This window comes from Anaerotignum sp. (assembly GCF_045122575.1).
In the GTDB taxonomy this organism is placed as follows: domain Bacteria; phylum Bacillota; class Clostridia; order Lachnospirales; family Anaerotignaceae; genus Anaerotignum_A.
This window is the reverse complement of record NZ_JBGVHV010000066.1, coordinates 1-11,827: the sequence shown is the minus strand read 5'-3', so window position 1 is coordinate 11,827 and position 11,827 is coordinate 1. Positions and strand designations below refer to the sequence as shown.

Annotated in this window: 14 protein-coding genes; 12 read left to right on the top strand and 2 right to left on the bottom strand. The window is 49.0% G+C overall.

The window, feature by feature from the left end:
* Together ACJMLT_RS03025 and ACJMLT_RS03020 are read right to left on the bottom strand one after the other, a co-directional pair.
* Nucleotides 1-378 (bottom strand): MBL fold metallo-hydrolase (locus ACJMLT_RS03025; protein ID WP_405726400.1); only part of this gene is annotated, 378 nt, incomplete at its 3' end.
* Between the two features lie 100 nt (nucleotides 379-478).
* The gene (locus tag ACJMLT_RS03020) at nucleotides 479-1,594 is read right to left on the bottom strand and encodes an aminopeptidase (RefSeq protein WP_405726397.1); all 1,116 of its coding nucleotides are present in this window, start codon (nucleotides 1,592-1,594) and stop codon (nucleotides 479-481) included.
* 259 nt (nucleotides 1,595-1,853) lie between these two features.
* On the opposite strand from ACJMLT_RS03020, the gene ACJMLT_RS03015 reads away from it, so the two are divergent.
* The 12 genes from ACJMLT_RS03015 to ACJMLT_RS02960 form a co-directional block, all read left to right on the top strand.
* A complete protein-coding gene (locus tag ACJMLT_RS03015) occupies nucleotides 1,854-2,201 on the top strand; it encodes a NifB/NifX family molybdenum-iron cluster-binding protein (protein ID WP_405726394.1) in 348 nt (115 codons plus the stop codon).
* A 3-nt stretch (nucleotides 2,202-2,204) separates the two neighbouring features.
* Nucleotides 2,205-2,714, top strand: a complete 510-nt coding sequence (locus ACJMLT_RS03010; RefSeq protein WP_405726391.1) for a YqeG family HAD IIIA-type phosphatase — start codon at nucleotides 2,205-2,207, stop codon at nucleotides 2,712-2,714.
* Between the two features lie 139 nt (nucleotides 2,715-2,853).
* On the top strand, nucleotides 2,854-3,417 hold the full coding sequence (efp, locus tag ACJMLT_RS03005; protein WP_405726388.1) for an elongation factor P: 564 nt from the start codon (nucleotides 2,854-2,856) through the stop codon (nucleotides 3,415-3,417).
* Nucleotides 3,418-3,454: 37 nt separating this feature from the next.
* On the top strand, nucleotides 3,455-3,802 hold the full coding sequence (locus ACJMLT_RS03000) for a CD1247 N-terminal domain-containing protein (RefSeq protein ID WP_405726385.1): 348 nt from the start codon (nucleotides 3,455-3,457) through the stop codon (nucleotides 3,800-3,802).
* A 169-nt stretch (nucleotides 3,803-3,971) separates the two neighbouring features.
* Entirely contained in the window at nucleotides 3,972-5,354 is a 1,383-nt protein-coding gene (locus ACJMLT_RS02995) for a TrpB-like pyridoxal phosphate-dependent enzyme (RefSeq protein ID WP_405726382.1), read from the top strand.
* A 135-nt stretch (nucleotides 5,355-5,489) separates the two neighbouring features.
* Nucleotides 5,490-5,990 carry a zinc ribbon domain-containing protein gene (locus ACJMLT_RS02990; protein WP_405726379.1) on the top strand — a complete coding sequence of 167 codons (501 nt, stop codon included), beginning with the start codon at nucleotides 5,490-5,492 and terminating at the stop codon, nucleotides 5,988-5,990.
* A 77-nt stretch (nucleotides 5,991-6,067) separates the two neighbouring features.
* The gene (locus ACJMLT_RS02985; protein ID WP_405726376.1) at nucleotides 6,068-7,441 is read left to right on the top strand and encodes an MATE family efflux transporter; all 1,374 of its coding nucleotides are present in this window, start codon (nucleotides 6,068-6,070) and stop codon (nucleotides 7,439-7,441) included.
* Nucleotides 7,442-7,639: 198 nt separating this feature from the next.
* A complete protein-coding gene (locus ACJMLT_RS02980) occupies nucleotides 7,640-8,413 on the top strand; it encodes a VUT family protein (RefSeq protein ID WP_405726373.1) in 774 nt (257 codons plus the stop codon).
* A 1-nt stretch (nucleotide 8,414) separates the two neighbouring features.
* On the top strand, nucleotides 8,415-9,068 hold the full coding sequence (locus tag ACJMLT_RS02975) for an SDR family NAD(P)-dependent oxidoreductase (protein ID WP_405726370.1): 654 nt from the start codon (nucleotides 8,415-8,417) through the stop codon (nucleotides 9,066-9,068).
* Between the two features lie 95 nt (nucleotides 9,069-9,163).
* Complete coding sequence (locus ACJMLT_RS02970) at nucleotides 9,164-9,946, top strand: divergent polysaccharide deacetylase family protein (RefSeq protein ID WP_405726367.1); 783 nt, start codon at nucleotides 9,164-9,166, stop codon at nucleotides 9,944-9,946.
* Nucleotides 9,947-10,001: 55 nt separating this feature from the next.
* Nucleotides 10,002-10,547, top strand: a complete 546-nt coding sequence (locus tag ACJMLT_RS02965; RefSeq protein WP_405726364.1) for a Holliday junction resolvase RecU — start codon at nucleotides 10,002-10,004, stop codon at nucleotides 10,545-10,547.
* A 6-nt stretch (nucleotides 10,548-10,553) separates the two neighbouring features.
* Nucleotides 10,554-11,827: TldD/PmbA family protein (locus ACJMLT_RS02960; RefSeq protein WP_405726361.1), on the top strand; the 1,274-nt coding region annotated here is incomplete at its 3' end.

Genomic DNA, 11,827 nt, shown 5'->3' with positions numbered 1-11,827 from the left:
TGTCAGCATTACCTTGAATTCCATGTCACCCACTTTTACCACATCACCTTCATTCACCAGTTCATCGGGATGTACGATGATGGGAGCGCCTACAAACTGGGAAACATTCAGGGCAGGATCTGTGAATACAGGCATTTCCTGTGCGCCGCCAACGATTTTTGCGCCCAGTTTTTCGGACAGCTCGTTTACGGAGCCCACATGGTCATAGTGGCCGTGGGTCAGCAGGATGTGTGTTACTTTCAGATTGTTCTGTGCGATATAGTTCAGCAGAGGCTGAATGGGGCCGTCGCAGTCAATGATACATGTGATGCCGTTGTCATCGGAAACAACATAGTTGTTTGTGCCCACGGAGCCTGCTGCGTAGCATGCGATTTTCATTTTGATTTCCTCCTTGTTTTTTCGGACATTTTTTCAAATTATAACAACCACAGGGATAATTTGCAATAAAAAGAAGTCCCACGGAAAGTGGGACTTGATATTATTTCAGATTTTCGGGATTCAGGCATTCCAGTTCGGAAACAACGAAGAGCCCATCTTTGCGGATCAGTACATCATCGAACCAGATCTCACCGCCGCCGTATTCGGGTGTCATAATGAGCACCATATCCCAGTGGATGGCGGACTTGTTGCCGTTGGGGGCATCATCATAGCAGTTGCCGGGGGTGAAATGGATGGAGCCTGCGATTTTTTCGTCGAAGAGGATGTTGTTCATGGGTTTTGTGATGTAAGGGTTTACGCCGATGGCGAATTCACCGATATATCTTGCACCTTCGTCTGTGTTGAATACCTTTTCCAGACGAGATTTGTCGTTGCCGTCACATTCCACGATCTTACCGTCTTTGAATGTCAGTTTTACATTTTCAAATGTGAAGCCGTTCATTTCGGAAGGGGTGTTGTAAGTGATAACACCGTTTACGGAATTGCGGACAGGGGCGGTGTAAACTTCCCCGTCGGGGATATTGCAGCTGCCGGCGCATTTTACCGCAGGGATATCCTTGATGGAGAAGGTCAGGTCTGTGCCTTCGGAAACCAGACGTACTTTATCTGTTCTGTTCATCAGCTCTACCAGAGAATCCATAGCTTTGCTCATTTTGCCGTAGTCCAGATTGCATACATTAAAATAGAAGTCTTCGAATTCTTCCAGAGAGGATTTCGCAGACTGTGCCATTGCGTTTGTGGGGTAGCGCAGAACCACCCATTTGGTATGGGGTACGCGGATCTGATGGTGCACGGGGTCATCATAGAAAATATTCTGGATATCCAGTTTTTCTGTGGGAACGTCGTACTGCTCGGTCAGGTTATCCTCGCCTCTTACGCCGATGAAGGCATCCATCTGTTTCATCAGCAGGCTGTCGGCCTCTGCCATCATTTTCTGCTGTTCTTCCGTTGCCCCCAGCAGGATCTCTCTTTCCAGAGAGTTTGTCATCAGTTTTACAAAGGGGGTCGCGCCTACCTGATAAACTTCCTTGATGATCTGCTTCACCAGAGGCAGAGGATGTACGCCGTTGCAGCTGATCCATACCTTTTCGCCTTTTTCCAGTCGGCAGGAATAGTGTACCAGGTTGTATGCTAAAGTCTTGATTCTTTCGTCCATTTTTCTTTTCTCCTTTCTTTTTTCGGGACGCTGTCCCGAACCCTGCCAAGGGAAATCATTTCCCTTGGAACCCTGATACTGCAAAACCATGTATATGGTTTTGCGAATGGGGGTCTGGGGAATCATTCCCCAGCGGGGTGGTGGGGCAGAGCCCCACGGTCTTGAATAGTATTCTACACTGTTTGAGGAAAATATGCAAAAAAATTGACAAGATATTCTGTTGATTTTAAAATAGGAAGAAAGAAAGGAGGGATGGAAAATGAAAGTTGCCATTCCTACAAAAAATGGCAGGATCGACCAGCAGTACAGCCGTGCGGCGGAATTTACGGTGTACGAAGTGGAGATCGAACTGGTACAGAAAAAAGAAATCATCCCTCTGGGAAAAACGAGCGTGGCAGATTTTCTGACAGAGCAGGGCATCAATGCTGTCATCTGCGGCAATATCCGCTCTACCGCGCGAAACATTCTCCGTATGAAGCGCATCGAACTGACCTATGGCGTCATGGGGGAAGCTGACGATGTGATGATCCGATACCTCAGCGGGGAACGACTGGGGGATACCGACGAAAACGCCTACTGGCGAGCAGGAAGAGAAGGGTTGGAATAAGTTATGGCAGTACTGGAACGTTTTTATCCTGATATTTATGTGAAATCTGTGTTTGAAATGCCTCTGGATGATATGAAAAAACTGGGGATCCGTGCTCTGGTTTTTGATATTGACAATACAGTGGCTCCCTTTGATGTGGCAGAGCCCGATCAGGAGATTGTGGAACTTTTTGCATATCTCAGAAAACAGGGATTCAAACTCTGCATCCTGTCCAATAATACAAAGGACCGCGTGCATCTGTTCAATAAAAAGCTGGGGGCTCTGGCTGTACATAAGGCAGGCAAGCCCGGCATCAAAAAACTGAACAGAGCGCTGGAGATCATGGGGGTGACCCCTGACAGCGCGGCAATGGTGGGCGATCAGGTGTTTACAGATATGTGGTGCGGTCACAAGGCAGGTCTTCTGTGCATTATGACTGCGCCGATCTGCAACCGAGACCAGATCCAGACAAAGGTAAAACGCGGTCTGGAAAGACAGGTTATGAAGACATATTTCAAGAAATATGGTAAATAAAAGTGGTTTTTTCAAGTTTTTATTGAAATATACGGCTCAATCTATTAAAATATAGAAGAATATGCATATCTTTTCAGAGAGGATAGGCAGCGTCATTCGGAATAATAAAAATGATTTATATTTATGAGGAGGAAATACTATGATTTCTGCAGGTGATTTTAGAAAAGGTATTACTTTTGAAATGAACGGCGAACCCCACGTAATTCTGGACTTCCAGCACGTAAAACCCGGTAAAGGTTCTCCCTTCGTAAGAACAAAATACAAAAACATTCTGACAGGTGCTACAAGAGAAGAAGCATTCAACCCCAGTGACAAATTCCCCAAAGCACACATCGAAACAAAGAAAATGCAGTATCTGTACAGCGATGGTGAACTGTACTACTTCATGGACAACGAAACATTCGACCAGATCCCTCTGCACTACGATCAGGTAGAAGAAGCTCTGAAATTCACAAGAGAAAACGATGAAGTAACAGTAAAATTCTACAAAGGTGCTCCTTTCATGGTAGAATCCGCACAGTTCGTTGACCTGGTGATCACAGATACAGAACCCGGCTTCGCTGGTAACACAGCACAGGGTGCTACAAAACCCGCTACAGTAGAAACAGGCTTCACACTGCAGGTTCCTCTGTTCATCAACGAAGGCGAAAAAATCCAGATCGATACAAGAACAGGCGAATACCTGGGCAGATCCAAAGAATAATCAATTCAGTTCTGAATTGGCAGGGAGGCTTTGACAAATGGAATATTTTGAAAAAAAGATCACTTATTTAAGAGGGCTTTGCGATGGAAGCGGCTTTGCGGAAGACAGCAAAGAAGGTAAGATCTTCCACGGTATTCTGGATGTTCTGGATGACATGGCTTTCATGCTGGAAACATTCATGGATGATGAAGACATGGTTATGGATGACGAGGATATGGATGAAACAGATGAACCCATCTTCTTCTATTCCTTTATCTGCCCCAACTGCGGCGAAGAAATCGACGTGGATGAGGAGACCATGGAAACAGAAAAAGAGATCGACTGTCCCGGATGCGGCAACAGCATTCCCATGGGTACGGCAGATATCGATGAATTGAAATTTTAACATGCAAATCAAAAATACAGTCTGATTTTTCGGACTGTATTTTTTTGTTGCCGGAAAATGTGTCTGTTTTATTGACAGATGTCCTTCCTTGGGGTACGATAGTACAGAATTATTGCTTAGATGAGACGAGAAGAGTACAGGATATCAAATGAAGAGAGGAGAGAATTTTATGAATAAAGAAAACGAAAAGATCCCTTACAAAATCTATCTGGAAGAATCCGAAATGCCCAAACAGTGGTATAACGTGCGGGCGGATATGAAAAACAAACCGGCACCCCTTCTGAATCCAGAAACACTGGAACCCATGACACTGGAAGAACTGAGCGTGATCTTCTGTGAAGAACTGGCAAAACAGGAACTGGATAATGAAAATGCGTATATCGACATTCCGCAGGAGATCTGGGATTTCTACAAGATGTACAGACCTGCGCCCCTGGTGCGTGCTTACTGTCTGGAAGAAAAACTGCAGACCCCTGCAAAGATCTACTATAAATTTGAAGGCAACAACACCAGCGGCAGCCATAAACTGAATTCCGCCATCGCGCAGGCGTATTATGCAAAAATGCAGGGTCTGAAAGGCGTGACCACAGAAACAGGTGCGGGTCAGTGGGGCACAGCCCTTTCCATGGCCTGTGCATATCTGGGACTGGACTGTAATGTTTTCATGGTAAAAGTATCCTATGAACAGAAACCTTTCCGCAGAGAAGTGATGCGTACATACGGTGCTTCCGTAACCCCTTCCCCCTCCGCTACAACAGAGGTGGGCAAGAAGATTCTGGAGGCTCATCCCGGTACCGGCGGCAGCCTTGGCTGTGCCATCTCCGAAGCAGTGGAATCCGCCTGCAGCAGAGAAGGCTACAGATATGTGCTGGGCAGCGTTCTGAATCAGGTAATGCTGCATCAGTCCATCATCGGTATGGAAACAAAGGCAGCGCTGGATAAATACGGCATCGTGCCCGATATCATCATCGGCTGTGCCGGCGGCGGCTCCAATCTGGGCGGTCTGATCTCTCCTTTCGTGGGCGAAAAACTCCGCGGCGAAAGAGATTATCAGATCATTGCGGTAGAGCCTGCATCCTGCCCCAGCATGACGAGGGGGAAATTTGCTTATGACTACTGCGATACCGGTATGGTGACCCCTTTGGCGAAGATGTATACCCTGGGCAGCGGTTTTATCCCTTCTTCCAGCCATTCCGGCGGTCTGCGTTATCATGGTATGAGCCCTGTGGTTTCCCAGCTGTACCATGACGGCCTGATGGAAGCCCGCTCCGTGGAACAGACTTCCGTATTCGCTGCGGCGAAGCAGTTCGCACAGGTGGAAGGCATCCTGCCTGCGCCCGAAAGTGCCCATGCCATCCGCGTGGCCATTGATGAAGCCATGAAATGCAAGGAAACCGGTGAAGAAAAGACTATTGTATTCGGTCTGACCGGCACAGGCTACTTCGATATGTTTGCCTATGAAAAATTCAATAACGGCGAAATGCAGGACTACATCCCTACAGATGAGGAACTGCAGAAAGGCTTTGACGGCCTGCCCGACATCAACAAATAAAGAAAATCCTGTATCTTCGGATACGGGATTTTTGTTTCTTTATGGGAAAAAGTCTGAAAAAGAAAGAGGAATTGCAGGAAAAAAATCGAAATATTATGATAAGGGGAAATATTGATACATAAGGAGGAATTCTCTATGGCATTTTTTGATAAACTTGGCGAAATGACAAAAATTGTGTCCGAAAAGGCTTCTGACAGTCTGGAAACAAATAAACTGATCAGCGAGATCAACCTGACAAAGGGGAATATTCAGGCATTCCAGAGAGAACTGGGCGAATTTTACTGGGCAAAATTTGCAGTAGGCGAAAAACTGGATGATGAAGCAATGTTTATCTGTGACAAGATCGTTCTGGCACAGGATAAGATCAAGCTGCTGGAAAACCAGATCGACCAGATCAAAGCAGAAGGCGAAGCCAGAAAAGCAGAACGCGCAGCGGAAAAAGCGGAAAAGAAAGCTGCGGAAGAAGCAGGAAAAGCAGCTGAAAAGGCAGAAGAAGCAGAAAAAGCTGCGGAAAAAGCAGGAATTGAAAGACCTGTATGCAGCGGATGCGGCGCATCTCTGGCGGAAGGTGTGAAGTTCTGCGGCCAGTGCGGTACCCCTGCAGCGGCAGAATCTGTGACAGGCACTGTGGAATAAATGTAAATGACAGAACCTCAAATCCGAATGGGTTTGAGGTTTCTCTTTCAGACAAAGGGCAGGAAAGGAGGGGCAGCATGGCAGAACAGAAACAGAATATTCTGGGCACGGAACCCATCGGACGTCTTCTGCTGCAGTTTTCTGTCCCGACGGCCCTGACGCTGATGGTCAATACGATGTATAACATCGTTGACCAGATCTTTATCGGCCATGCGGCAGGCATCAATGGTGTGGCGGCCACCAATGTGACCTTTCCTGTGGGCATTATTGCGGCAGCGCTGGCATTGATGATCGGCGATGGCTGTGCGGCAAATATCAGCCTTTCTCTGGGACGAAAGGAAGAGGAGGAAGCAGATCGGATCTTTGCCAATGCGGTGGTGCTGCTGTTTGCGGCAGGATTTCTGCTGGCAGGGCTGGGGCTTCTGTTTACGGAGCAGCTGGTGGTTTTCTGCGGCGCATCTCCTGCTGTTGTGGCAGAATCGGTGAAATATATGAGTATCACCCTTCTGGGGCAGCCCTTTGCCATGTGCAATATGGCCTTTACGGCCATCATCCGTGCTGATGGCAACCCCCGATATATGATGCGGAGCATGATGATCGGCGCAGGGCTGAATCTTATCCTTGACCCCATTTTTATTTTTGCTTTCCATTGGGGTATTCAGGGGGCAGCGTTGGCAACCATCATCGGACAGATCGTATCCGGCTGTATGGCACTGGCATATCTGCCCAGATATCAGCATTTCCATCTGAAAAAAGAAAACCTTTCTCTGCGGGGCAGGGTCGTGGGGAATATTTTCAAACTGGGTTTTCCCAGCCTTTGTACCCAGACGGCATCGGCGGCTACCCAGATTATTATGAACAACCTGATGCGAAAATATGGTGCCATGACCATTTATGGCAGCGAGATCGCCATCTCCTGCTATGGCCTGATGATGAAACTGTATCAGATCTCCCATGCCATGTTCGTGGGACTGGCTTCGGGGGCATCTCCCATCCATGGGTTCAATTTTGGTGCGAGACAGTATGAACGGGTGCGCCAGACCATCAAAACAGCGGCGAAAGCCTCTATTGTGATCTCAGTGATATGGTTTTTCATCTTCCAGCTGGGGGGCGGCTTTCTGGCCTCCCTGTTTGTGGAAAATGAACCCCTGTATCGGGCATTTGCCGTCCATTGCTTCCGCCTGTATATGGCAGGTTTCTTCGTGTTTGGCCTGCCCAATGTAACCGCCTCTTTCTTTCAGGCTATCGGCAGCCCGAAAAAAGCACTGGTGGTTTCCCTGTCCAGACAGGTGTTTTTCCTCATCCCGCTGGCACTGTTCCTGTCCTCCCGTTTTGGGCTGGATGGTGCGCTGGGGGCAGCCCCCGGAGCAGATGCGCTGACCTTCCTGCTGGCCTTCCTCCTTCTGCGGAGAGAAATCAATGGCTGGAAGAAAAAAGGGATGCTCTCGTAAAACAAGGACTTGCAAGCCGGCCGTCATTCGTATATAATCAAAATATCGACAGTTCGTTTGTACCATCCTGTCGTTAAACAAAACCAGGACTGCTATTCATAATATGATTGTGTATAGAAGGCTTTGCGTTTTGCAGGGCCTTTTTCTTTTATGGGGAGTAGTTTTGTGCTTTGTGAAATCACTTTAGGAGGAAATAAAATGAGCATAAAAACAAAACCTAAAAATGAAGTTACATTAAAGAAAAACTGGTTTATAAGGGAAGAGGAGGAAACCGTGATTCTGCTGCGCAGTATTCCATCCACGGTGGTTTCTCTGTTTGTCGTCAGTGTCATCTGTATGAACCTTCTGGCAAACAAAACCCTTGTGCAAACAGACTGGATCGCGTTGGACGGGGGGATCCTGATCTCCTGGCTGTCCTTTATGTGCATGGATATCATCACAAAATATTTTGGCCCCAAGGCGTCCAATAAAATTGCTATTTTTGCTTCAGCCATCAACCTTCTCACCTGCCTGATCTTTTTCATTGCCAGTGTGATCCCGTCTCAGGCGGATGACTATACGGCATTTAACAGCATCTTCGGCGGAACATGGTTTATCCTGCTGGGCAGTACCATCGCCTTTCTGACATCGGCAGCCATCAACAATTTTCTGAACTGGAGCATCGGGAAGTTGTTTCGAAAAAATCCAGACGGAAAACTTGCCTATGCGACGCAGACCTACATTTCCACATTTGTAGGGCAGTTTCTGGATAACCTGATTTTTTCCCTTATCGTATTTGTTTTCTTTGCCCCCATTTTCTGGGATGGCTTCCATTGGACGGTTCTGCAGTGTGTTACCTGTGCCCTGACCGGTGCTGTGGCCGAACTGATCATGGAAATTTTCTTCTCTCCTTTCGGCTATCGCATCCTGATGAGATGGAAGGAAGAACAGGTAGGTATGGAATATTTATCTTACATCAAGGAGTGCAGCTAATATGAAAGTATTGATCACCGGAACCTCACAGGGGATCGGCAAAGCCATCGCAGAATTTTTTCTGGAAAACGGGCATCAGGTCGTGGGGATCGACCGCCAGCCCGCCGGCATTACCCATGGAGCCTATACCCATCATCAGTGTGATGTCAGAGACAAAGACAGACTGCCTGCCTTGGGGGATGTTGAGATCCTCATCAATAATGCAGGCACGCAGAACGAAGCGGACATCGATATCAACCTGAAAGCGCTGATCTGGATCACAGAGAAATATGGCGTTCAGCCTCACATCAAGTCCATTCTGCATGTGGGCTCTGCCAGTGCCCATACAGGCTCCGAGTTTCCCGAATATTGTGCCAGCAAGGGCGGCGTGCTGGCTTATACCAAAAATGTTGCCCTGCGGGTGGCAGCCTATGGCGCAACCTGCAACAGTATCGATCCGGGCGGCGTGCTGACACCGCTGAATGCCTGCGTGATCGAGGATGAGGAACTCTGGGCGCAGATCATGGAAGAAACGCCTCTGAAAAAATGGGCAACGCCGGAAGAAATCGCCCAGTGGGCATATTTTATGACAGTGACGAATACCTTCTGCACAGGGCAGAGCATCATCATTGATGGCGGAGAATCCATCAATCATCATTTTGTCTGGAAAGACTGAGTGCTGTAAATTTTCATAAGAAACAGAAAGACATCGGAAAAATCCGGTGTCTTTTTTCATATCTATAAGGGAATGGAAAAAAGAGGAGAAGGCTTATGAAAAACTGGAAAACAGGGCTGAAATATCTGGTACTTTTCGGATTGTGTTTTATTGCAGGGCGGATGGTGGCTTCGGAACGTTCAGAGGCCGTAAGCGGCGAAAAACGGGGAGAACTGGCCATACTGATCGATGATTTTGGCTATTGCGGCGAGGGAACAGAGGAGATGCTGGCATTGCCCATTCCCTTTACGGCGGCGGTCATGCCCTTTTCTTCCTGCACAGCGGCCGATGCGGAAGCGGTGCGACAGGCGGGAAAGGAAATTTTCATCCACATGCCCATGGAATCCCTGACCGGGAAGAAGGAATGGGTAGGCGAGAAAGGCGTATTTCGGGATATGACAGAGGCGGAGATCCGAGAACGGGTGGAGGAAGCCTTCTGCATCCTGCCCGATGCGGCAGGGCTGAATAACCACATGGGCTCTGCCATCATGGAGGACGAAAGAAGCCTTTCGGCAGTGCTGGATGTGCTGCAGGAGAAAGATGTGCTGTTTGTGGACAGCGTGACCACAGCCAAAAGCCTTGGCAGAAAAACCGCAGGCGAAAAAGGGGTTTCTTTTCTGGCAAGGGATGTGTTTCTGGACAGCACCGATGCGGTGGAGGTGGTGAAGGCAAACCTGCGGCAGGCGGCGGAAGTGGCGCTGGAAAAGGGCTATGCCCTTGCCATCGGCCATGTGGGACCGGAAGGCGGGGAAATTACGGCGGAAGCCATCCGCGCATTGATCCCCGAACTGGAGGCAGCAGGAATTACATTTGTGACCGTCAGCGAACTGGCAAAATGATACCGTATGTGGTATAATACAAATTTAATAAGTACCGCGAGAGGAGGAGGGAAGAATGTCTCACTGGAATTCCAGAGGGCTGCGGGGCAGCACCTTTGAAGAGATCATCAATTTCACAAATGAACGATACAGACAGTCCAGACTGGCATTGTTCCAGAAGATCCCTACGCCCATCACCCCTGTGAAGATGGATGCGGAATCCAAGACCATCACCCTGGCCTATTTTGAAAAACAGTCCACCGTCGATTATATCGGCGTGGCGCAGGGGGTGCCCGTGGCTTTTGATGCCAAGGAAACGGCGGGCAAAAGCCTGCCCCTCCAGAATATCCATGCACATCAGATGGAATTTATGGAAGAATTTCAGGCACAGCGGGGACTCGCCTTTCTTCTGGTACATTTTTCCGCAGTGGATGAATATTATCTGCTGCCCTTTGAAACACTGAAAACATACTGGGAACAGGCGGCAAAGGGCGGGCGCAAGTCCATTCCCTATGACGCCTTCCAGAAAAAATACAGCATCAGACAGAACGGCAGCCTGCTCCATTATCTGGAAGCGGTCAGCCTGTATCTGGAGGAAACGGAAGAAAAAGCAAGGAAGTGAGAAACGATGCTGAAGAAAACAGCAGTGGAAAATATACTGACAGCGGCACTGGAAAGCGGCGCGGACTTTGCGGAGATCTATGCAGAGGAAGCCAAGCGCAGCAGCATTGCCATGGTCAACGGAAAGATCGAAACGGCGCTGGGCGGCATGGATTACGGCGCAGGGGTGCGCCTGTTTTTCGGCAATCAGGCCATTTACGGCTTTACCAATGACCTGACGGAAGAAAACCTGATCCGCATTGCCAGAGAAGGGGCGGCTGCCATGAAAGGCGACCGCATTTACAACAGCAAGGGCTGGAAGGAAATGGCGAAACGATGCATCAACCCCATTCTGGTGCAGCCGGACAGTATTGCAAAAACAGCTAAAGCGGAAAAACTGAGACTGGCTTCCGCGGCGGCAAAAAACTATCATCAGTTGATCACCCAGACAAGAGCCGGCTATCTGGAAGTGATGAAACACGTTCTGGTGGCCAACAGCGAGGGCATCTGGGGGGAAGAAGACCGTGTCCGTTCCCGTTTTACAGTGGAGGCAGTGGCGTCTTCTGCGACGGAAAAACAGAGCGGCCATCTGGGCCCCGGCGGTTCCGAAGGGTTTGAACTGTTCGACCGTATCGATGTGGAACAGACGGCAAGGGAAGCGGCTCGTATTGCGGTGACGGTGCTGGGAGCAAAGCCCTGCCCTGCGGGGAAAATGCCCGTTGTCATCGATAACGGCTTTGGCGGCGTTATCTTCCACGAAGCCTGCGGCCATGGGCTGGAGGCAACGGCGGTGGCGCGCAATGCTTCTGTTTTTGCAGGCAAAATGGGTCAGCTGATCGCATCTCCTCTGGTAACGGCTATCGATGACGGCACCATCCCCAATGGATGGGGCTCCGGGGAAATGGATGACGAAGGCACCCCTATGGCTCGAAACATCCTCATTGAAAACGGCGTGCTGAAATCCTATCTGGTGGACAGACTGAACGGCAGACGCATGGGCGCGGCTATCACCGGCTCTGCCAGACGGCAGGATTACCGTTATGCTCCCACCAGCCGTATGACCAATACCTTTATTGCCAACGGCAAAAGCACCCCCGAGGAAATCATCGCCAATACAGAATATGGCTTATATGCAAAACAGATGGGCGGCGGCAGTGTGGATCCTGCCACAGGTTCCTTCAACTTCGCCGTTCTGGAAGGATATATGATCCGAAAGGGCAAGATCGCAGAACCTGTCAGAGGGGCAACCCTCATCGGCAAGGGATATGAAGTGCTGCGGGATATCGATATGGTAGGCAATAA